A 23,008-nucleotide genomic window follows, 5' to 3' on the forward strand; every position below is an offset into this window, starting at 1 on the left:
GCGCGATGAGAGTCCTGCTGATCGGGGCCAACGGTTACATCGGCCGGTTCGTCGCCGACCGTCTGCTCGCCGACCCGGCCGTCCAGCTCACCGCCCTCGGCCGGGGCGACGACGCCGACGTCCGCTTCGACCTCGCGACCGGCAGCCCGGGAGCCCTCACCCGCTTCCTCGACGCGGTCCACCCGGGCGTCGTCGTCAACTGCGCCGGCGCCACCCGGGGCGGCGCCCGCGACCTCACCCGCCACAACACCGTCGCCGTCGCCACCGTCTGCGAGGCCCTGCGCCGCAGCAGCTGCGGAGCCCGCCTGGTGCAGATCGGCTGCAGTTCCGAATACGGACCCAGCCAGCCCGGCTCCTCCACCGCGGAGGACGCCGTGCCCCGCCCCGGCGGCCCCTACGGCGTCAGCAAACTCGCCGCCACCGAACTGGTCCTCGGCTCCGGTCTCGACGCCGTCGTCCTGCGCGTCTTCTCGCCCGCCGGCCCCGGCACCCCCGCCGGCTCCCCGCTCGGACGCCTCGCCGAGGCCATGCGCCGCGCCATGCAGTCCGGCGACGGCGAGCTCAGGCTCGGCGGCCTCGGTGTCCAGCGCGACTTCGTCGACGTCCGCGACGTCGCCCGCGCCGTCCACGCCGCCTCGCTCTCCGCCGCTCAGGGCGTCATCAACATCGGCTCCGGCCGCGCCGTCCGGCTGCGCGACGCCGCCGCCACCCTCGCCCGCGTGGCCGGCTACGGCGGCGCCCTGAACGAACTCGACGCGCCGCCCGGCGGACTGCGGCCGCTCATCGGCCACCCCCGCACCGAGTCCCTCGGCCACCGCGTCGACTCCCTGGCCCACCGCGCCGAGTCCCTCGGCCACCACCGCCCGGACGCCCCGGGGCACCGCGGCGACCACCGTGCCGACGCCGAGCACACGGCGCCGGTCACCCACCCCTACCCCGACGGCTGCGGCGGCTGGCAGCAGGCCGACGTACGCACCGCGCGCGACCGGCTCGGCTGGCGGCCCCGGATCAACCTGGAGGAGTCCCTCGCCGACATCTGGATGGAGGCGGCATGCCGTATCTGACGCGTGCGCAGGCGGGCACCGCGCACACCGGCGTCCGCACCGGTCTCGGCGTCCCCGGCCTGGCCCACCCCCTCGTCGCACCCGACGAGTGGTCCGGTCTCACCCGCCCCGGCACCCCCCTGCACTGGGTCGTCCTCGACGTCGCAGGCGGCCCCGGCGCCCAGCCCGACCCCCGCTGCCTGGAGGCCTCCGGCCGGCTGCGCAACGCGGGCGTCCGCGTCCTCGGGTACCTCGATGCCGCGTACGGGGCCCGCGGCTTCGGGGAGCTGATCTCCGACGCCCACCGGTATCTCGACTGGTACCGGACCGACGGCTTCCTCCTGGACCGCTGCCCGTCCGAACGCGCCGCGCTCCCCGAGGTCCGCCGCACCGTCGGCACGCTCCGTATCGTCCGGGACGACGCCCACATCGTCCTCGGCCACGGCACCCACCCGTATCCCGGATACGCCGAGACCGCCGACCAGCTCGTCACCTTCTCGGGCGGCTGGAGCGACTACCGCTGGTCCCAGGCGGCCGAGTGGACCGCCGACCACCCGCCCGAGCGCTTCTGCCACTTCGTCCACGGCGTCCCCCGCGGCCATCTGGAGGAGGCACTGCGCATCGCCCGCTGGCAGGGCGCGGCGACGATCTACTTCACCGACCGCACCAGCCGGGCCGGCCGAGTGGACCCCTGGGAGAACATGCCCGGCTACTGGGACAAAATCGTCTCGCGTGTCGGGACGGGTGTCTCGGAATGAAAAAGGCCGTGGCAGTGTTACGGGAAGACCCACCGTAATGATTGACCGACCAACGGAGTCCCCGTGTCGCTGCCACCCCTGGTCGAGCCGGCCGCCGAGCTCACCGTAGACGAGGTCCGCAGGTACTCCCGCCACCTGATCATCCCCGATGTCGGGATGGACGGGCAGAAGCGGCTGAAGAACGCCAAGGTGCTCGCCGTGGGCGCGGGCGGCCTCGGCTCGCCGACCCTGATGTACCTGGCGGCAGCCGGTGTCGGCACGCTCGGCATCGTGGAGTTCGACGAGGTCGACGAGTCGAACCTGCAGCGTCAGGTCATCCACAGCCAGGCCGACATCGGCCGCTCCAAGGCCGAGTCCGCCCGCGACACCATCAAGGGCATCAACCCGTACGTGGACGTGGTCCTTCACCAGGAGCGGCTCGAGGCCGACAACGTGATGGACATCTTCAGCCAGTACGACCTGATCGTCGACGGTACGGACAACTTCGCGACCCGCTACCTGGTCAACGACGCCTGTGTGCTGCTGAACAAGCCCTACGTCTGGGGCTCGATCTACCGCTTCGACGGCCAGGCGTCCGTCTTCTGGTCCGAGCACGGTCCCTGCTACCGCTGCCTCTACCCGGAGCCCCCGCCCCCCGGCATGGTCCCCTCCTGCGCTGAGGGCGGCGTCCTGGGCGTGCTGTGCGCGTCCATCGGCTCCATCCAGACCAACGAGGCCATCAAGCTCCTCGCGGGCATCGGCGAGCCGCTGGTCGGCCGGCTGATGATCTACGACGCCCTGGAGATGCAGTACCGCCAGGTCAAGGTCCGCAAGGACCCGAACTGCGCGGTCTGCGGCGAGAACCCGACCGTCACCGAGCTCATCGACTACGAGGCCTTCTGCGGCGTCGTGTCCGAGGAGGCCCAGGCGGCGGCCGCCGACTCCACGATCACTCCCAAGCAGCTCAAGGAGTGGATCGACGACGGCGAGAACATCGAGCTCATCGACGTCCGCGAGCCGAACGAGTTCGAGATCGTGTCCATCCCGGGCGCCCGGCTGATCCCGAAGAACGAGTTCCTCATGGGCTCCGCCCTGGAGAGCCTCCCCCAGGACAAGAAGATCGTCCTGAACTGCAAGACGGGTGTCCGCAGTGCGGAAGTCCTGGCGGTCCTGAAGTCCGCGGGCTTCGCGGACGCCGTCCACGTCGGCGGCGGCGTCATCGGCTGGGTCAACCAGATCGAGCCGGAGAAGCCGGTCTACTGACCCGGCGTCGGCTCGGGAATTACGGGCTTCGCTCGTCCCGGTTCCCGTATGGCGGGGGTTCCGCGCACCCTTGGTGCCCGGAGCCCCCGCCGGCGTCATGAGCAGACCTTGCCGTCCTCCGGCACGGTGCCCTTCAGGAGGTAGGCGTCGACCGTCACGTCGACGCAGTCGCTCCCGCTCCCGTACGCCCCGTGGCCCTCGCCCTTCCAGGTGAGCACCACACCGACGTCCTCGCCCAGCTCGTCCGCCATCCTGCGGGCGCCCTCGTAGGGCGTGGCCGGGTCGCCGGTGTTGCCGACCACGAGGATCGGCGCCGCGCCGGGGGCGCTCACCTCCGGGGTGTAGTGCTGTCCGGGCACCGGCCAGTCGTGGCACCAGCCGGCCGTGTCCCAGCCGAGGAAGGGGCCGAAGACCGGGGAGAGCTTCTCGAACTCCGGCAGCCGCTTCCTCGTCTCCTCCGCGGTCGGCCGCTGCCTGCCGTCCAGGCACGATATGACCCGCTGCGAGTGGGTCGTCGTGCCGTAGTGGCCGGAGTCGTCGCGCTCGTTGTAGCCGTCGGCGAGGGCCAGCAGCTCCGAGCCGTCGCCGTCACGGGCGGCCGCCAGCGCGCTCGTCAGGCTCGGCCAGCCGTCCTTGCTGTAGAGCGGCAGCACGATGCCGGTGATCGCGAGCGTCTGCGTCAGCTTCCGCCCAGACGACGACGTCGGCAGCGGTTCGGCGTCGATCCGCTCCAGCAGGCCGGCGATCTCCCGCGTGCCCCGCTCGGGGTCCTGCCCCGTGGACTTCAGGTATTCGTCCAGCGCCCGCTGGAAGCCACGCGTCTGGTTCTCCGCGTGACCCATGGTGTCCGCGCTCGGGTCCACGACCGCGTCGAGGACGATCCGGCCCACGTTCCTCGGGAACAGGCGGGCGTAGACGCCGCCGAGCTCGGTGCCGTAGGAGATGCCGAAGTAGTGCATCTTCTCGTCGCCCAGCACATACCGCATCAGGTCCATGTCCCGGGCGGTGTCCGTGGTCGAGACGTGCGCCATCAGCTCGCCGACGGCCTTCTCGCAGCCCTTTCCGAAGTCGGCGGCGTCCTGGAGGAACGCCCGCTCCTCGGCCGGGGTGTCGGGCGTCGCGTCCACCGACTCGGCGTCCTCGATCGCCTCGTCGCCGCGGCAGCGGATGCCCTCGCTGGCGGCCACCCCGCGCGGGTCCCAGCTCACCAGGTCGTAGCGCTCGTGCAGTTCGGAGACGGTGTCGGCGTAGGACGGCATCATGGACACGCCCGAGCCGCCGGGTCCGCCGAAGTTGAACAGCAGGGAGCCGGCGCGCCGTTTGCCGCTCGCCTTGGACCTGATCAGGGCGAGCCCGATCGTCTCGCCGTCCGGGTCGGCCCAGTCGAGCGGCGCCTCGAGCGTGGCGCACTGCCAGTCGCCGCCCGGCGCGGGAGCGTCCGCGGTGCCCTTGCAGCGGCCCCAGTCGAGCGACTGGGACGCCAGCGACGCGGGCACCCCGGAGGGCGCCGCCGCGGACGGCCGCGCACCGCTCATGTCCCCGTCGCCCTCGTCGCCGCCGGACGAGCCTCCGCCGCAGCCCGCGCTGAGCAGTGCGGCGGCGACGGTCAGAGCCGTCCACCGTACGAGACGTGCCATGGGCCGTTCCCCCCTCGCTGGCCGTCCGCGCCGTGCGGCGGATGGCGGTCGTGCCATGGTAGGCGGAGGCGGCGACGCCCGCCGAGGCCTGTGGAAAACCCTGTGACCTGGGGTTTCTGGCACGGGAGGTGGCGCGGGACGGGGATCAGGAGCAGACGGTGCCGGCCGCCGGTGTCTTCCCGTCGAGCAGATAGCCGTGCACCGCGTCCTGCACGCACCTGTTCTTGCTGTCGTAGGCCCCGTGCCCCTGCCCCTTGTAGGTGAGTTCCACCCCGACGCCCTTGCCCAGCGCGTCCACCATCCTCCCCGCGCCCTCGTAGGGCGTGGCCGGGTCGCCGGTGTTGCCGATGACCAGGATCGGGGCCGCCCCGGGCGCGCTGACGTCGGGGTGGTCGGCCGCGCCGGCCACCGGCCAGTCGGTGCAGCTGACCATGCCCCAGGCGAGGTAGTCGCCGAACAGCGGGGAGGCCTTGCGGAACTCGGGCAGCTTCCCCTCCACGTACGCGGCGTCGTACCGGGGCTTGTCATCGGCGCAGTTGATGGAGACGTTCGCCGCGGTGATGTTGCTGTACTCGCCGTTCTCGCTGCGGCCGTTCAGCGAGTCCGACAGCACCATGAGGATCCTGCCGTCACCGTCGTAGGCCTGCTCCAGGCCCTCGGTGAGGTACTGCCAGAAGTCCTTCGAGTACAGCGCCTGGGCGATGCCGCCGGTCGCGGCGGTCTGGGTGAGGTCGCGGGGGAAGACGCCGGGGATCGGTTTGCGGTCGAGGTCCTTCAGCAGCCGCGCGATGCGGTTCTGGACGTCCTGGACGCTGTCGCCGACGGGGCAGTCCTCCACCTGGGACACGCAGTCCTCGGCGTAGTTGTCGAGGGCGAGCTGGAAGCCCTTGGCCTGCCCCAGCGAGCTCTGCTCGGCGTTCTGCGTCGGGTCGACGACCGCGTCGAAGACGGCCCGGCCCACATGCTTGGGGAACAGGTGAGCGTAGACGCCGCCGAGTTCGGTGCCGTAGGAGATGCCGAAGTAGTACAGCCTGTCGTCACCGAGGACCTGGCGCATCAGGTCCATGTCGCGGGCCGCGTCGGTGGTGGCCACGTGCGGCAGCATCCTCTTCGAGTGCTTCTCGCAGGCGGCGTTGAAGCCCTCGGTGTTGTCCAGCAGCGCTTCGCGCTCGGCCGCGTCGTCGGGGGTGGCGTCCTGCTGGAAGTACGCGTCGAGCTGCTTGTCGTCCAGGCACTCCACCGGGACGCTGCGGCCGACGCCGCGCGGGTCGAAGCTGACCAGGTCGTAGCGGGTGCGCAGGGTCGCGTAGTCCTCGCCGAAGGCGGGCAGGGTCGTGACGCCGGAGCCGCCCGGGCCGCCGAAGTTGAAGACCAGCGAGCCGATCCGCCGGTCCGCCGCGCCGCCGGCCCGCGCCCGGATCAGCGCGAGGCCGATCGTGTCGCCCTTCGGATCGTTCCAGTCGAGCGGGGCCTTCATGGTGGAGCACTGCCACTCGGCGCCGTCCGGCAGCGGGGAGGGCGCAGGGCCGCCCCCCTCGGCCTCGGACGGTGCCGGGCAGTCCTTCCAGGCGAGCTTCTGCTCCGTCAGGTCCCCGTCGTTCCGCGAACCGTCCCCGCAGCCCGCCAGGAGGGCGGACATCAGCACGGCGGTGGCGGTGAGGGCGGCGGCGCGCAGCCGGGCTGGTTTCGGCATGTCCCCATCGTGCGGCCGGGCGGGTCCGCGCGCCCCGGGGCACGAGCCGTACGAGGTACGGCGCGGCGCGGGGGCCCGTGCGGGCTCCTACAGGGCTTCCTTGCGGGAGAGGTGGTTGAAGGCGAGCCAGCCCGGCAGCACCGGCAGCCACAGGGTGAGCAGCCGGAACAGCAGGACCGCGGGTGCGGCGACCTCCTTGGGCAGGCCGACGGCGATCAGGCCGACCGTCAGGGTCGCCTCCACCGCGCCGACACCGCCGGGCGTCGGTGCCGCGGACCCCAGTGCGTTGCCCGCGAGGAAGACGACGGCGACGCTGGCCACGCTGATGGACGACGAGTCGTCGCCGAAGGCCCGGATCGAGGCGTCCAGGCACATCACGAAGCAGGCGGTGAGCAGCAGCATGCCGCCGATGCCGGTGACCAGCTTCTGCGGCCGCTGGAGCACGTCGAGCATGCGCGGCACGACGCCGGCGAAGAGCGACCGCACGCGCGTGACGACGAACTTCCGCAGGAACGGCACCGACGTCACCACCAGCACCAGCACCGCCACCGTCAGCAGACCGGCGATGACGGTACGGGAGGGTGACAGCGAGGGCGTCTTCTCGGTGCCGGTCAGGTAGCCGAAGGACAGCAGCATCAGGATGTGGCAGCCGAGCCCGAAGAGCTGCGACGCGCCGACGCTCGCCACCGCGAGCCCCGGCCGCACCCCCGCACGCTGGAGGAACCGGGTGTTCAGCGCGACGCCACCGACCGCCGCCGGGGCGACGATCTTGACGAACGATCCCGCCACCTGTGCGGCCACCGTCCGGACGAAGGGCACCCGCTCGGGCACGAAGCCGAGCAGGGCCATCGCCGCGGCGACGTAGCTCGCCGCCGAGAACAGCACGGCTGCGGCCACCCAGCCCCACTGGGCGTTCGCGATCAGCGGTCCGAACTCGATGTGCGTGAGCTGCGTCAGCAGGAAGTAGGCGCCGATCGCTCCCGCGATGAAGCTGATCAGTGTGCGGGGGCGCACCCGCTCGAGCCGGGCCGGTTCGACGGGGGCCTGCGGCCTGATGCGCAGCACCTCGTGCCGGATCTGCGTGAGCAGGTCCTCCTCGCGGGCCTCCTCCAGCGCGTCGTCCAGGGCCCGTTTCTCGGCCCGCTGCTCCGCGCGCGCGGCCTTCTTGTCGGGCTTCCCGGGCACGGCGGCCTCGTCCGCGCCGGCCGCCTCGGAGCGGGCCTGCTTGGCCTGGCGGGACGCCTCGAGGACCGCCTCCCGCTCGCGCTCGGCCCGCTCCCGGGCCAACTTGCGCAGGGTCGCGCGGGTGGAGCGGCTGAGCGCGATGGGCTGGAGCATCGGCAGGCAGTCCGCCACGGCGTCGGGACCGAGGACGCCCACGGCCGAGGCGACCGCGCGTTCGGCGCCCACCCGCAGGCCGAGCGTCACCAGGAGCTGGGAGATGTCCATGCGCAGCAGCAGGTCGCCGGCGGCGATCTCGCCGATGCGCAGCTCGGTGAGGATCACGGTGCCGGAACGATCCACCAGGATCGCGTCGCCCACCAGCCGGCGGTGGGCGATGCGGCGGGACTGCAGGGCGCGGACCTGCTCCCAGGCCTCGCGCAGCAGGCCGTCGGTGATCTCCTCGTCCGGCAGCGAGTCGAGGGTGCGGCCGCCGGTGTGCTCGTAGACGAGCATCACGGCGTCGGGGCCGAGCTCGGACGTCGCGATCAGCTTCGGCGCGTTGGCTCCGGCCGCGATCGCCGCGTAGGCGAGCAGGGCCTCCTGCTCCAGCGCCTGCCGCAGCGAGGGGAGGCTGCTTCGGGTGGCGAAGCCGCGCAGCGTCAGGTTGCGCCACGCCCGGTAGAAGAAGCCCTGCGCCTGCTGCTCGCGGTCCACCACCGTCACGTCCAGCGGCCGGCCGTCCTCAAGGGTGACGAAGTAGCGCCGGCCCCGGTCGCCGGTCTCCGCGTTCTCCTGCGACGCCTCCTCGCGGACGGCGGTCACGGGGCGGAAGCCGACGGTCCGCAGGCCCGCCATCAGCGTCCGGCCGGTGGGGCGGGCGTTGGGCGAGCCGACCGCGTACAGCGTCCCGTAGGCCACGGTCCAGCCGATGAGGACGGTCAGGATGATCGAGAACGGCGTCGTGTAGCCGGTGACGAGCATGGAGAAGGCGTCGAGGAGCAGCACGATCCACAGCACCGCGCGCCAGCGCGGTCTGCGGGACATCCCGACGGCCGTCATGTAGGCGATGACCGGTGCGAGGTAGCCGTGCACCGGGTCGGTGAGCGCGTGGACGTCGCCCGGCGAGGGCTGGGTGAGCGCCTCCTGGATGGAACCGGGAGCCGCCTTGGCCACCCACAGGTCGGTGGCGAGGGTCACCCCGTGCGCGAGGACCGCCGCGAGTACGCCGTCGGCGATCCGCAGCCCGTCCCGTTTGATCAGCCGCTCGACGGCGAACGCGACCGGCACCAGGAGGATCGCGATGCTGGAGGCCAGGCCCGCGACCTTGATCAGCAGGTCGGGGGCCTGTCCGGTGCCCTTGTTGATGTCCTGCTCGAGACCCGAGGTGGTGCCGTGCGCGAAGGCGGCGACGCCGAGCAGCAGGACGACCGCGAGCACGCCCACCAGGAGCCGCATCAGGTCGGACGGGCGGTGCACGCGCGCGGGGAGCAGCGGTTCGTCGCCCTCCACCTCGCCGATGTGTGCGACGTCACTGGGGTCGGCGGCCGTCGCCGCCGGGCCGTCGGCCGTGCTCTCGGCCGACTTCCCGCCGTCGTCGGTGGACTTCTCGTCGCTTCCGGCGGACTTCTCGCCGTCGGCGGCCGTGTCCGGGCGCGAGGAAGAATCAGAGGTGCCCTCGGCGTCCTCGGGGTGCACACCCTGCTGCTTCATCGCCTCTTCTTGCTCTCGTATCACTGGTCACCGACCGCACGATGGTGGCATGCCGGACCGACAGCCGGGGGCATCAGGGTGCCCGTGCGGGCGGCACAGTCTGCCGGAAGCGCCGCTCGCGGGCGAGGGACGCGCACCGCCGCGAGCGCGTCTCGTTGTCGGTGGGGTGGGGCAGGATGGGACGGATGAGCGAGCAGAGCCTTCCGGACGAAGCTCCTCCGGAGTACGCGGACGCGCTGCCCGAGTACGCGGAGAGAGTCCTCGACGTCGCCGAACTGATCCCGCCGGGCCGCGTCATGACGTACGGGGACGTCGCCGAGTACCTGGAGGCGGGGGGACCGCGCCAGGTCGGCCGGGTGATGTCCCTCTACGGGGGAGGCGTCTGCTGGTGGCGGGTCGTACGCGCCGACGGGGTCCTGCTCGCCGGGCACGAACTGGAGGCGCTCGGCCACTACCGGGCGGAGGGCACGCCCCTGAAGGAGGCGAGCAGGGCCGCCGAGGGACATCTGCCGCGCATCGATCTGGGACGAGCCCGGTGGGACGGCGGCGAACGCGCGCTGGGTCACACCTGACAGCTTCCGCCATCGGACGGGCCGGTGTGTGACCAGTGATCCGTATGAGGGAAGCAGGACACATCGGACACCTTTGTGGCATGACGTACGTTCGAGGGGCGGGAGACACGCGCGCCGCGAGTGACACGAGAGAAGAAGGGGAAGCCCTGCTTCCACCTCGTTCGCCGGCGTAGCGTCTGCCGCGCGCGTCCTCCTCATGCGGCGGCCACCGCCGTCCCCGCAGGACGGACAGCCCACCAGCACACCCACCAGGACCGGCGAACCACGTGAGCTCCTCATCCTCCACCGGACGCCCGTCGCACCCCCAAGTGCGACGGGGGAGCGCCGGCGCCTACCGACTGGTGCGTACCCCGCCGACGCGGGTGGCTCCCCCTCGTCTGGACGCGGCACAGCGTGCCGTGGTTGACCACGGGGCCGGGCCGCTGCTCGTCCTCGCCGGCCCGGGCACCGGCAAGACCACCACCCTGGTCGAGTCCGTGGCCGACCGGATCGCCCGCGGCGGCGACCCGGAACGGATCCTGGTCCTCACCTTCAGCCGCAAGGCGGCCGTGGAGCTGCGCGACCGGATGGCATTGCGCATCGGCGCCGCGCGCGCCCCCCGGGCGACGACCTTTCACTCCTTCGGCTACGCCCTGGTCCGCGCCCACCAGGACAGCGAACTGTTCGTGGAGCCGCTGCGGCTGCTGTCCGGCCCGGAACAGGACGTGGCGGTACGCGGGCTGCTGGCCGGACAGGCCGACCTGGAGCGGCTCGGTCTCGCGCACGTGCGCTGGCCCGACGAGCTGCGCGCCTGCCTGACCACCCGCGGTTTCGCCGACGAGGTCCGCGCGGTCCTCGCCCGCAGCCGTGAGCTGGGCCTCGGCCCGGACGCCCTGGAGGCGTTCGCCCGCCGCATCGGCCGGCCCGACTGGCGTGCCGCCGCCGCCTTCCTCGCCGAGTACCTCGACGTCCTCGACCTGCAGGGTGTCCTCGACTACGCGGAACTCGTCCACCGTGCGGTACTGCTCGCCCGCCGTCCCGAGGTCGCCGCACGGCTGGCCGCGCGGTACGACGCCGTGTATGTCGACGAGTACCAGGACACCGATCCGGCCCAGATCCGGCTGCTGCACGCCTTGGCGGGCGGCGGACGCACCCTCGTCGCCTTCGGCGACCCCGACCAGTCGATCTACGCCTTCCGGGGCGCGGACGTGAACGGCATCCTCGACTTCCCGCACGCCTTCCCGCGCGCGGACGGCCGCCCGGCGCCGGTGGAGGTGCTGCGGACCTCGCGCCGTTCCGGGGCCGCCCTGCTGGCCGCCACCCGGCTGCTGACCCAGCGCATGCCGCTGACCCGGCTGCCGGCCGGCAAGGTACGCGCCCACCGCGAGCTCGCCTCCGTACGGGACGGGGGGCGCGTCGAGGTGTACACGTACCCGACCTCCGGCACCGAGCTCGACAACATCGCCGACATCCTGCGCCGGGCCCATCTCGAGGACGGTGTCCCGTGGGGCGACATGGCCGTCCTCGTGCGCGCGGGCTCACGCACCATCCCGGCGGTCCGCCGTGCCCTCACCTCGGCCGGCGTCCCGCTGGACGTCGAAGGCGACGACCTGCCCCTGCGGCACGAACCGGCGGTGGCACCGCTGCTGACGGCCCTGCGCGCGGTGGCGACGGCGGCGGATGAACGGTCCGGCGCCCGCGCGGATGACGTGACGGAAGCGGCGGCCGGTTCCGGGGGTGCCTCCGGGGCGGGGCCCGGCGCAGACGGCGTACCGGCGGTCGTGTCCGGTCCCGACGGCGTGCCCCGTGCCGGGGCCGGCTCCGACGAGGTACCCGCCGGGCCCGCCGCCGACGGCGTACCGGCAGCCGCGCCTGATCCCGACCGCGTGCCCCGTGCCGGGGCCGGTTCCGACGAGGTACCCGCCGGGCCCGCCGCCGACGGCGTACCGGCAGCCGCGCCCGGTCCCGACGGCGTGCCCCATGACGCGCCCGGATACGACGGTGGGCCCGGAGCCGGGGCGTCGGCGGACGCAGCCTGTTGGCTGAGTACCGAGACCGCCCTCACCCTGCTCACCTCCCCCCTCGCCGGCATGGACGCCGCCGACCTGCGCCGCCTAGGACGCGCCCTGCGCGACGAGGAGCGGGCCGCCGGCAACCCGCTGCCGCCCCCCTCGGACGAACTGCTCGCCCGCGCCCTGGCCGAGCCCGAGCGCCTCGCGGTGCACGACCCGGCGTACGCGCGCGGCGCCCAGCGCCTCGGCGCGCTGCTCCGCAGGGCCCGCGAGCGCCTCGCCGGCGGCGGCAGCGCCGAGGAGACACTGTGGGACCTGTGGGAGGGCACACCGTGGCCCGCCCGCCTGGAACGGTCGGCCAGGCGCGGTGGCGCCGCCGGCCGCAACGCCGACCGCGACCTGGACGCCGTGTGCGCCCTCTTCGCGACCGCCGCGCGCGCGGAGGAGCGCACGGGCGGGCGCGGCGCGCTGAACTTCCTGGAGGAGATCGACGCCGAGGACATCGCCGCGGACACCCTCACGCGGCGTGCCGTACGCCCCGACGCCGTCCGCCTGATGACCGCGCACCGCTCCAAGGGCCTCGAGTGGCGGCTGGTCGTCGTCGCGGGCGTCCAGGAGGGCCTGTGGCCGGACCTGCGCCGCCGCGGCTCCCTGCTGGAGGCGGACCGGATCGGCCGCGACGGACTCGCCGAGCCCCTCACACCGGGCGCGCTGCTCGCCGAGGAGCGCCGCCTGTTCTACGTGGCCGCCACGCGCGCGCGTGAACGCCTCGTCGTGACCGCCGTCAAGGCGCCGGCCGACGACGGCGACCAGCCCTCCCGCTTCCTGACCGAACTCGGCGTCGAGCCCTCCGACGTCACGGGCCGCCCCCGCCGGCCCCTGGCCGTCGCGGCCCTCGTCGCCGAGCTGCGCGCCACCACCGTCGACCCGCGCGTCTCCGCCCCCCTGCGCGAGGCCGCCGCCCACCGCCTGGCCCGCCTCGCCGCCCTGGCCGACGAGGACGGCCGCCCGCTGGTGCCGTCCGCCCACCCCTACCGCTGGTGGGGCATGTGGGACCCGACCGAGAGCAAGGTGCCGCTGCGCGACCGCGACCAGCCCGTCACCCTCTCCGGCAGCGCCCTGGACCAGCTCGCCAACACCTGCGCGCTCCAGTGGTTCCTCGGCCGGGAGGTGAAGGCGGACGCGCCCGCCACCGCCGCCCAGGGCTTCGGCAACGTGGTGCACGTCCTCGCCGACGAGGTCGCCTCCGGGCACTCCCCGGCCGACCTCGACGTCCTCATGGAGCGCCTGGACTCGGTGTGGAACGCGCTCGCCTTCGACGCGCCGTGGAAGTCGGCCCAGGAGAAGGCCACCGCGCGCGTGGCGCTCGAACGCTTCCTCCAGTGGCACGTCATGGACCGCGCCGGGCGCACGCCGGTCGCCAGCGAGCACGACTTCGACGTGACCCTGGAGGCGGGCGACTACGAGGTCCGCATCCGCGGCCAGATGGACCGCGTCGAGACCGACGGCGAGGGCCGTGCCTACGTCGTCGACTTCAAGACCGGCAAACAGGCGCCGACCTCCGCCGAGGTGGCCCGCCACCCCCAGCTCGCCGTCTACCAGCTCGCCGTACGCGAGGGCGCCGTCGACGAGGCCTTCGGCGGGGTGCGCCCCGAGCCGGGCGGCGCCGAACTCGTCCAGCTCCGCCAGGGCGCGGCCAAGCGCGACGGCGGGGACGCGCTGCCCAAGGTGCAGGCGCAGGACTCCCTGGCGGGCCCCGAGGGGGAGTGGGTCGGGGACCTGCTGGCCACGGCCGCCGGCAAGGTCCTCGACGAACGGTTCACCCCCACCCCGGGCCAGCACTGCACGCACTGCGCCTTCCGCGCGTCGTGCACCGCGCGACCCGAGGGACGCCACGTCGTGGAGTAGAGCGGTCCGCGGTGGGACCCCGGGGGCCGGGGGACCGGTGTGACCAGTCGCACCAGGCGTGCTGACCTGCGCTTCTGCCCACCCCCGGGGTGCACCGGGCCTCCACTGTCAGTGGCCGCCGCTAGCCTCTTCGACGTGCCCGCCCGTATCACCGATCCCGAGCAGCTCAAGGAGCTCCTCGGCATCCCCTTCACCCCGGAGCAGACGGCCTGCATCGTCGCGCCGCCCGCCCCGCAGGTGATCGTGGCCGGAGCCGGGTCGGGCAAGACGACGGTGATGGCGGCGCGCGTCGTGTGGCTGGTCGGCACCGGCCAGGTGGCCCCCGAGCAGGTCCTCGGCCTCACCTTCACCAACAAGGCGGCCGGCGAACTCGCGGAACGCGTCCGCAAGGCACTCGTCCGGGCCGGCGTCACGGACCCCGACGTCATCGACCCGGACAATCCGCCGGGCGAACCCGTGATCTCCACGTACCACGCCTTCGCGGGCCGCCTGCTGACCGACCACGGCCTGCGTCTCGGGCTGGAGCCGACGTCCCGCCTGCTCGCCGACGCCACCCGCTACCAGCTGGCCGCGCGCGTACTGCGCGAGGCCCCCGGCCCGTACCCGGCGCTCACCCGCTCCTTCGCCGACCTGGTCGGCGACCTCCTCGCCCTGGACGCCGAGCTCTCCGAACACCTCGTGCGCCCCGAGGAGCTGCGCACCTGGGACGCGGACCTCCTCGGCACCCTCGAGGGCGCCAAGCTCACCAACGCCGACCTGCGCAAGGTCCCCGAGGCCGCTGCCACCCGCCGGGAACTCGCCGATCTGGTGATCCGCTACCGGGCCGCCAAACGCGAGCGCGACCTCCTCGACTTCGGCGACCAGATCGCCCTGTCCGCCCAGCTGGCCGGGCTCCCCGAGGTGGGCCGCGTCCTGCGCGACGAGTTCCGGGTCGTGCTGCTCGACGAGTACCAGGACACCTCGGTGGCCCAGCGCATCCTGCTCGCGGGCCTCTTCGGCGGCGGCACCGGCCACCCCGTGACCGCCGTCGGCGACCCCTGCCAGGCGATCTACGGCTGGCGCGGCGCCTCCGTCGCCAACCTCGACGACTTCCCGGAGCACTTCGCGCACGCCGACGGCCGGCCCGCCGCCCGCCAGGCGCTCAGCGAGAACCGCCGCAGCGGCGGCCGCCTCCTCGACCTCGCCAACGGCCTCGCCGAACCCCTGCGCGCCATGCACGCGGGCGTGGCGGCCCTGCGCCCCGCCCCCGGCGCCGAACGCGACGGCACGGTCCGCTGCGCCCTGCTGCGCACGCACGCCGAGGAGATCGACTGGATCGCCGACTCCGTCGCCCACCTGGTCCGCACCGGCAAGGCGCCCGGGGAGATCGCCGTGCTGTGCCGCACGGCGACCGACTTCGCCGAGATCCAGGGCGCGTTGGTGGCCCGCGACGTCCCCGTCGAGGTCGTGGGCCTGTCCGGCCTGCTGCACCTGCCCGAGGTGGCCGACCTGGTCGCCGTCTGCGAGGTCCTCCAGGACCCCGGCGCCAACGCGTCCCTGGTCCGCCTGCTCACCGGTCCGCGCTGGCGCATCGGCCCCCGCGACCTCGCCCTCCTGGGACGCCGGGCCCGGCTGCTCGTGAGCCACGCGCGCGTGGACGGCGACGACGACCCCGACCGGCGGCTCGCCGAGGCCGTCGAGGGCGTCGACCCGTCCGAGGTGATCTCCCTCGCGGACGCCCTCGACACGTTCCTGGAGACGCCGCTGGACGGCACCGGTGACGACGACGGGCTGCCCTTCTCGCCGGACGCGCGCGTGCGCTTCGCCCGCCTGGCCACCGAGCTGCGCGACCTGCGCCGCGCCCTGTCCGACCCCCTGATGGACGTCCTGCACCGCGTCCTCGCCACCACCGGTCTGGAGGTCGAGCTGTCGGCGTCCCCGCACGCCCTGGCCGCCCGCCGCCGCGAGACCCTGTCGAACTTCCTGGACGTCGCCGCCTCCTTCGCCGCCGGCGACGGCGAGGCCACCCTCCTCGCCTTCCTCGGCTTCCTGCGCACCGCCGCCCAGTACGAGAAGGGTCTCGACAACGCCCTGCCCGGCGGTGAGAACACCGTCAAGGTGCTCACGGCGCACAAGTCCAAGGGCCTGGAGTGGGACGTGGTCGCCGTCCCCGGCCTGGTCACCGGCACCTTCCCCAGCGGCCAGGGCCGCGAGAAGTGGACCGCCCAGGGCAAGGTGCTGCCGCACGGACTGCGCGGCGACGCCGACACCCTGCCCGACGTCGCGTCCTGGGACGCGCGGGGGCTGAAGGCCTTCCACGAGGCCATGAAGGAACATCAGCACACCGAGGAACTGCGCCTCGGCTACGTCACCTTCACCCGCCCCCGCTCCCTGCTCCTGGGCTCCGGCCACTGGTGGGGCCCCAGCCAGAAGAAGCCGCGCGGACCGTCCGGCTTCCTCCAGGCCCTCTACGACCACTGCGCCGCCGGGTACGGCGAGATCGAGGCCTGGGCGGACGAACCCGCCGAGGACGAGGAGAACCCGGCCCTGATCCGCGCCACCGCCGACCAGGCCTGGCCCCTGCCCCTGGACGACACGGCCCTCGCCCTGCGCCGGTCGGCCGCCGAGACCGTCCTCGCCCACCTCGACCGCCTCGCCTCCCGGCACGATGGCCGGCCCGCCGCCACGCACGACCCGGACACCTACGACGACCCGGACTGGCCGCCGCCCCCCGAGGACGAGGCCCCCCTCACCGAGGACGACGCGCCCTTCCCCGACGACGAGGACCCCGGCCGTCCGGAGGACTCCGCCGGCTGGGACTCCTGGACGACCGACCGCCCCGCCGCGCGGCCGACGGTCCCGCGCCAGGCGCCACCGCCGCCGCGGCCCGCCGGCGCCGCCGTCCCCCGGCCCCAGGCGCCGCCGCCGGAACCCGCCCCCCGGGACACCACCGCGTCCCGCCTCACACCCGAGGAGGCCCGCACCGTCGCCTCCTGGGACCGCGACCTGGACGCCCTCACCGGCGAGCTGCTGCGCGCCCGCGAGAGCGTCACCGAGGTGCACCTCCCGGCATCACTGACCGCCTCCCAGCTGCTGCGCCTGGCCGCCGACCCCGACGGCTTCGCCCAGGAGCTGGCCCGGCCCATGCCCCGCCCGCCCCAGCCCGCCGCCCGCCGCGGCACCCGCTTCCACGCCTGGATCGAGTCCCGCTTCGAAGCGCTGACGCTGCCGATGCTGGAGCCGGAGGAGCTGCCCGGCAGCGAGGCCGAGATCGCCGACGAACGCGACCTGGAGTTCCTCAAGGACGCCTTCGAACGCACCGGCTACGCGCACCGCACCCCGTACCGCGTCGAGGCGCCCTTCCAGCTCACGCTCGCCGGACGCGTCGTGCGCGGCCGGATCGACGCCGTCTACCGGCAGGGCGAGGGCCCCGCGGCGACCTATGAGATCGTCGACTGGAAGACCGGCCGCGACGGCACCGCCGACCCGCTCCAGCTCGCCGTGTACCGCCTCGCCTGGGCCGAGCAGCAGCGCGTGCCGCTGGAATCGGTGACGGCCACCTTCCTGTACGTACGCAGCGGCGAGGCCGTACGGCCCGACGGCCTGCCGGACCGTGCCGCACTGGAACGCCTGCTGCTCGGCGAACCGGTCGGTGACGAACCGCACGGTCGGGGTGTCCGCGCGGGCCGATAGGCTCGTGAGTATGAGCCACCCCGTTGACAACGCCGTCAGCGCCGTCCGTACGTACATCGAGCGGCACCGCGCCGCCTTCCTCGACGACCTCGCCGAGTGGCTGCGCATCCCGTCCGTGTCGGCCCAGCCCGACCACGCGACCGACGTACGCCGCAGCGCCGACTGGCTCGCCGCCAAGCTGAAGGAGACCGGCTTCCCGACCGCCGAGGTCTGGCCCACCGCGGGCGCCCCGGCCGTCTTCGCCGAATGGCCCTCCGGCGACCCCGCGGCACCGACGGTCCTCGTCTACGGCCACCACGACGTACAGCCCGCGGCCCGCGAGGACGGCTGGCACAGCGACCCCTTCGAGCCCGTCGTCCGCGACAACCGCCTCTACGCGCGCGGGGCGGCCGACGACAAGGGCCAGGTGTTCTTCCACACACTCGGCGTCCGCGCCCACCTCGCCGCCACCGGCCGCACCGCACCGGCGGTGAACCTCAAACTGCTGATCGAGGGCGAGGAGGAGTCCGGCTCCCCGCACTTCCGCGCGCTGGTGGAGGAGCACACCGAGCGGCTCGCCGCCGACGCGGTGATCGTCTCCGACACCGGCATGTGGTCCGAGGACACCCCCACCGTGTGCACCGGCATGCGCGGCCTCGCCGAGTGCGAGATCCGGCTGCACGGACCCGACCAGGACATCCACTCGGGCTCCTTCGGCGGTGCGGTCCCCAACCCGGCCACGGCCGCCGCCCGCCTGGTGGCAGCCCTGCACGACGAGCACGCGCGCGTGGCGGTCCCCGGCTTCTACGACGGCGTCGTCGAACTCACCGAGCGCGAACGCGACCTCTTCGCCGAGCTGCCCTTCGACGAGCGGCAGTGGCTGCGCACGGCCAAGTCCTACGCCGCCCACGGCGAGGCCGGCCACACCACCCTGGAGCGCATCTGGGCCCGCCCCACCGCCGAGGTCAACGGCATCGGCGGCGGCTACCAGGGCCCGGGCAGCAAGACGATCATCCCGTCCTCCGCCATGGTGAAGCTCTCCTTCCGCCTGGTCGCGGGCCAGGACCCCGACCACGTCGAGAAGGCCGTCCGCGCGTGGGCCGCCGAGCAGGTGCCGGACGGCATCCGCTGGGAGATCACCTTCGGCTCGGCCACGCGCCCCTGCCTGACGCCGCTGGACCACCCGGCACTGCAATCCGTGGTCCGCGCCATGGGCCGGGCCTTCGGGAAACCGGTCCGCTTCACCCGCGAAGGCGGCTCCGGGCCGGCCGCCGACCTCCAGGAGGTCCTCGGCGCACCGGTGCTCTTCCTCGGCATCTCCGTCCCCTCCGACGGCTGGCACGCCCCCGACGAGAAGGTCGAGCTCGACCTGCTCCTCAAGGGTGTCGAGACATCCGCCCACCTGTGGGGCGACCTGGCGGAGCACTGGCGCCACGCGCCCTGAGCCCCCGCCCCGACCGGCGCGGGTCCGGACCGGCATCGCGTGCGGGCGGCACCGACAGGGCCGCCCGCACCGCCGGTCCCACCGGACCCGCTCGCCACGCGCCGTACCACCCGCTGAACCGCCTGCCGAACCACACCCGCCCACCGGGGGAGTTGGAAGCACCCGTGACCACCTGGACCGACCACACCGCCGACCGTCCCATCTCGCTCACCGCCCCGAGCGGCGTCGACCGAGCCGCCCACCACCGGCTCGACGAGGCCTGGCTCGCGGCGGCGTGGAGCCACCCCTCGACGCGCTGCTTCGTGGTCTCCGGCGGTCAGGTCCTCATCGACGAGGTGCCCGACGGACGCACCGAAATCGTCATGACCCCCTCCTTCGAGGCGCCGCTCACCGAGGCGCACCGGTACTTCCTGGGCACCGACGAGGACGGCGTCAGCTACTTCGCCCTCCAGAAGGACTCTCTGCCCGGCCGCATGGACCAGTCCGCGCGCCCGGCCGGGCTGCGCGAGGCGGGCCTGCTCCTGTCGCCCCGCGACGCGGGTCTGATGGTCCACGCCGTCGCCCTGGAGAACTGGCAGCGCCTGCACCGGTTCTGCTCCCGCTGCGGCGAGCGCACCGTCATCGCCGCGGCCGGCCACATCCGCCGCTGCCCCGCCTGCGGCGCCGAGCACTACCCGCGGACCGACCCCGCCGTGATCATGGCGGTCACCGACGCGGACGACCGCATCCTGCTCGGCCGCCAGATGCACTGGCCCGAGGGCCGCTTCTCGACGCTCGCCGGTTTCGTGGAGCCCGGCGAGTCCATCGAGCAGTCGGTGCGCCGCGAGGTCCACGAGGAGGTCGGCATCGCCGTCGGCCCCGTCGAGTACGTCGCCAGCCAGCCCTGGCCCTTCCCGTCCAGCCTCATGCTGGGCTTCATGGCCCGCGCCACCTCGACGGAGATCGACGTCGACGGCGACGAGATCCACGAGGCCCGCTGGTTCTCCCGCGACGAGCTGGGCGCCGCCTTCGAGTCCGGCGAGGTGCTCCCGCCCTACGGCATCTCGATCGCGGCCCGCCTGATCGAGCTCTGGTACGGCAAGCCGCTGCCGACCCGCGGCCTCGTCTGAGGCGGCACCGCGGCACAGGTGTGAGGGGCGGGCCCTCCCCACGCGGGCGGGCCCGCCCCTCACCCATGTACCGGTCGCTCGGCCGGGGCTTCAACGCTGAATGGTGAGCTCGTCGACCTGGATCGATGCCTCTGGGGGCCGTGTACCGTTCGATCGTGCTGCCGTACTCGAACAGGCCGTCCGCCGAGGCCATTCTCGCCGCAGTCCCCGCTCTCGCTCCCTACGCCCGGCCCGCGGTCGTCCTCCATCCGACGCCGGGGACAATTCTGTCGGTGACGGCCACCAGGTGGAACGCTCAGTCTCTCTGCGCCCTGTGCAGGGAGCGTTCAGGAGACGGCCTCGCATCTACAGCGGTGGTTGCCGGGGGCGGGCCTTGGTCCTGCCGCTACGGTCTCCCCGGGGCGCACAAAACCCCCGATCGGCGTCAGGCCGGTCGGGGGCTGCGTCTCGCAAGGGTCAGACGCCGAGTGCCTGCTTCACCTGGGCAAGGCTCGGGTTCGTCATCACGACCTCAGTGCCACCACTGGAGGGAACTACCTGAACGGTCGGAACCGTCTGGTTTCCGCCATTCGCCTTCTCCACGAACGCGGCGGAATCCGGGTCCTGCTCGATGTTGATCTCGGTGTACGCGATGCCCTCGCGGTCCATCTGGCTCTTCAGCCGGCGGCAGTAGCCGCACCACGTGGTGCTGTACATCGTCACAGTGCCCGGCATGTCTCTCGCGCTCCTTCGGCGGCTCGGGGATGAGGTCGCAGAGGGTGAACGTCCGTGGTCGCCCCGCCATTCCCGGCGCGTGACGCCGGTCGCATCAGTACGACTGTCGGTGCGTGCCTGTGGACGGCCGACGCACCCGTCCCGCCCGACCTGGCAGCATGGCGTTGTGACAGCAGCAACGCACTCCACCCTTTTCCCGCAGGTACCGGACTCGGCCGACGCGGTGCTCGAAGGGCTCGACCCCGAGCAGCGCGAGGTGGCCACCGCCCTGCGCGGTCCGGTGTGCGTGCTGGCCGGCGCCGGGACCGGCAAGACCCGGGCGATCACCCACCGCATCGCCTACGGGGTGCGCGCCGGGATCCTCCAGCCGTCCAGCGTGCTCGCCGTCACCTTCACCAACCGCGCCGCCGGGGAGATGCGCGGCCGGCTCCGTCAGCTCGGCGCGGCCGGCGTCCAGGCCCGCACCTTCCACTCGGCGGCGCTGCGGCAGCTCCAGTACTTCTGGCCGAAAGCGATCGGTGGTTCCCTGCCCCGGCTCGTCGACCGCAAGATCCAGCTCGTCGCCGACGCGGCCGCCGCCTGCCACCTCCGGCTCGACCGGGGTGAGCTGCGCGACGTCACCGCCGAGATCGAGTGGGCGAAGGTCACCCAGACCGTCCCCGCCGACTACGCCCCGGCCGCGGCCAAGGCCGGCCGCGAGGCGCCTCGCGACGCCGCGGAGATCGCCCAGTTGTACTCCGCGTACGAGGACCTCAAGCGGGGGCGCGGCGTCATCGACTTCGAGGACGTGCTGCTGCTCACGGTGGCCGTCCTGCAGGACCGGCACGACGTCGCCGAGCAGGTCCGCGCCCAGTACCAGCACTTCGTGGTCGACGAGTACCAGGACGTCAGCCCCCTCCAGCAGCGCCTGCTGGAGCTGTGGCTCGGCGACCGCGACGACGTGTGCGTGGTCGGTGACGCCAGCCAGACGATCTACTCGTTCACGGGAGCAACCCCCGACCATCTGCTCGACTTCCGCAGCCGGCACCCCCACGCCACCGTCGTCAAGCTGGTCCGCGACTACCGCTCCACCCCCCAGGTGGTCCACCTCGCCAACGGACTGCTCGCCCAGGCCCGCGGCCGGGCCGCCGACCACCGCCTGGAGCTGGTCTCCCAGCGCCCCGCGGGCCCCGAGCCCGTCTACGCCGAGTACACCGACGAACCGGCCGAGGCCGAGGGAGCCGCCCGCCGCATCCGCGAACTCATCGACTCGGGCGTCCCCGCCGCCGAGATCGCGGTGCTGTTCCGTACGAACTCGCAGTCCGAGACCTACGAACAGGCCCTCGCCGACGCCGGAGTCCCCTACCAGCTGCGCGGGGCGGAGCGCTTCTTCGACCGTCCCGAGGTGCGCAGGGCCGGCAGCGCCCTGCGGGCCGCCGCACGCTTCGGCGGCAACGACCGTCTCCTCGACGACGCCGTCGACCTGCCGTCCCAGGTGCGTGCCGTGCTGTCGGGGGAGGGCTGGACGCCCCAGCCCCCGGCGGGGTCCGGCGCCGTCCGGGAGAGCTGGGAGTCGCTGGCGGCCCTGGTCTCCCTGGCCCACGACTTCGCCGCCGCCCGGACGGGTGCCACCCTGGGCGACCTCGTCGCGGAACTGGACGAGCGGGCGGGTGCCCAGCACCCGCCGACGGTGCAGGGCGTCACCCTCGCCTCGCTGCACTCGGCCAAGGGCCTGGAGTGGGACGCCGTCTTCCTGGTGGGCGTCGCCGAGGGCATGATGCCGATCACCTACGCAAAGACCGACGAGCAGATCGAGGAGGAACGCCGCCTCCTCTACGTCGGCGTCACCCGCGCGCGGGAGCGCCTGCACGTCTCCTGGGCGCTCGCCCGCTCGCCCGGCGGCCGCCCGAACCGCCGCCCCAGCCGCTTCCTCAAGGGGCTGAGGTCCGGCTCGGCCCCGGCCGGCGCCCGCACGTCCGCCGGCGGCCCGGGCGGTGTGGAGCGCGGCGCCGGGCGCGGCACCACGGTCGTGGCGCCGCGGCGGACCCAGCGGACCCCGGCCCGCTGCCGGGTCTGCGGGCGCACGCTCACCGAGGCCGGCGAGATGAAGTTGATGCGCTGCGAGGACTGCCCGTCCGACATGGACGAGGGCGTCTACGAGCGGCTGCGCGAGTGGCGGGAGGTCCAGGCGGGGCGCAGCGGACAGCCCGCGTTCTGCGTCTTCACCGACAAGACGCTGATGGCGATCGCCGAGTCCGTGCCGGAGGACGAGCACGAGCTGGCGAGGATCCCGGGCGTCGGGGTACGCAAGTTCAACCGCTACGGAGCCGACGTTCTGGCCATCTGCGCAGGCCGGGAGGTCGCCGGGCTTGACGGCGGAGACTGATTTCAAC

Annotated in this window: 13 protein-coding genes; 9 read left to right on the forward strand and 4 right to left on the reverse strand. The window is 73.6% G+C overall.

Annotation, left to right across the window (positions count from 1 at the left end; all coding sequences use genetic code 11):
• The first annotated feature begins 5 nt into the window (after positions 1-5).
• The 3 genes from AC0VYN_RS05440 to moeZ all read left to right on the forward strand — a co-directional run bounded on the left by AC0VYN_RS05440 (position 6) and on the right by moeZ (position 3,043).
• A complete protein-coding gene (locus tag AC0VYN_RS05440; protein WP_475535011.1) occupies positions 6-1,064 on the forward strand; it encodes an NAD-dependent epimerase/dehydratase family protein in 1,059 nt (352 codons plus the stop codon).
• A complete protein-coding gene (locus tag AC0VYN_RS05445) occupies positions 1,052-1,801 on the forward strand; it encodes a spherulation-specific family 4 protein (RefSeq protein WP_475535012.1) in 750 nt (249 codons plus the stop codon). The genes AC0VYN_RS05440 and AC0VYN_RS05445 overlap by 13 nt, the downstream gene beginning before the upstream one ends.
• Positions 1,802-1,864: 63 nt before the next feature.
• Positions 1,865-3,043: an adenylyltransferase/sulfurtransferase MoeZ gene (gene moeZ / locus AC0VYN_RS05450; RefSeq protein WP_386926634.1), complete on the forward strand. Its 1,179-nt coding sequence runs from the start codon at positions 1,865-1,867 to the stop codon at positions 3,041-3,043.
• 95 nt (positions 3,044-3,138) lie between these two features.
• Here moeZ and AC0VYN_RS05455 read toward each other — a convergent pair whose 3' ends face one another.
• From AC0VYN_RS05455 to AC0VYN_RS05465, 3 genes are all read right to left on the reverse strand, one after another.
• A complete protein-coding gene (locus tag AC0VYN_RS05455; protein ID WP_475535013.1) occupies positions 3,139-4,680 on the reverse strand; it encodes an alpha/beta hydrolase in 1,542 nt (513 codons plus the stop codon).
• A gap of 145 nt (positions 4,681-4,825) precedes the next feature.
• Entirely contained in the window at positions 4,826-6,373 is a 1,548-nt protein-coding gene (locus AC0VYN_RS05460; RefSeq protein WP_475535014.1) for an alpha/beta hydrolase, read from the reverse strand.
• Positions 6,374-6,460: 87 nt separating this feature from the next.
• Positions 6,461-9,247: a lysylphosphatidylglycerol synthase domain-containing protein gene (locus AC0VYN_RS05465; RefSeq protein ID WP_475535015.1), complete on the reverse strand. Its 2,787-nt coding sequence runs from the start codon at positions 9,245-9,247 to the stop codon at positions 6,461-6,463.
• A 185-nt stretch (positions 9,248-9,432) separates the two neighbouring features.
• Between AC0VYN_RS05465 and AC0VYN_RS05470 the strand changes: the two genes are divergently transcribed.
• From AC0VYN_RS05470 to nudC, 5 genes are all read left to right on the forward strand, one after another.
• Positions 9,433-9,819 (forward strand): MGMT family protein, encoded by a 387-nt coding sequence (locus AC0VYN_RS05470; protein WP_475535016.1) that lies wholly within the window; start codon positions 9,433-9,435, stop codon positions 9,817-9,819.
• A 266-nt stretch (positions 9,820-10,085) separates the two neighbouring features.
• Complete coding sequence (locus AC0VYN_RS05475; protein WP_475535017.1) at positions 10,086-13,718, forward strand: ATP-dependent helicase; 3,633 nt, start codon at positions 10,086-10,088, stop codon at positions 13,716-13,718.
• A 135-nt stretch (positions 13,719-13,853) separates the two neighbouring features.
• Positions 13,854-17,390, forward strand: a complete 3,537-nt coding sequence (locus tag AC0VYN_RS05480; RefSeq protein ID WP_475535018.1) for a UvrD-helicase domain-containing protein — start codon at positions 13,854-13,856, stop codon at positions 17,388-17,390.
• A 10-nt stretch (positions 17,391-17,400) separates the two neighbouring features.
• Complete coding sequence (locus AC0VYN_RS05485; RefSeq protein WP_475535019.1) at positions 17,401-18,813, forward strand: dipeptidase; 1,413 nt, start codon at positions 17,401-17,403, stop codon at positions 18,811-18,813.
• Between the two features lie 164 nt (positions 18,814-18,977).
• Positions 18,978-19,922: an NAD(+) diphosphatase gene (gene nudC, locus AC0VYN_RS05490; RefSeq protein WP_475535020.1), complete on the forward strand. Its 945-nt coding sequence runs from the start codon at positions 18,978-18,980 to the stop codon at positions 19,920-19,922.
• Between the two features lie 456 nt (positions 19,923-20,378).
• Here the strand turns inward: nudC and AC0VYN_RS05495 are convergent, their stop codons facing one another.
• Entirely contained in the window at positions 20,379-20,636 is a 258-nt protein-coding gene (locus tag AC0VYN_RS05495) for a mycoredoxin (protein ID WP_109361253.1), read from the reverse strand.
• A gap of 166 nt (positions 20,637-20,802) precedes the next feature.
• Between AC0VYN_RS05495 and AC0VYN_RS05500 the strand changes: the two genes are divergently transcribed.
• Positions 20,803-23,001 (forward strand): ATP-dependent DNA helicase UvrD2, encoded by a 2,199-nt coding sequence (locus tag AC0VYN_RS05500; RefSeq protein ID WP_475535021.1) that lies wholly within the window; start codon positions 20,803-20,805, stop codon positions 22,999-23,001.
• The last annotated feature ends 7 nt before the right edge of the window (positions 23,002-23,008 follow it).

Source organism: Streptomyces sp. 63XJN7_1_ISO-PGPR-S23-121, from assembly GCF_056173025.1.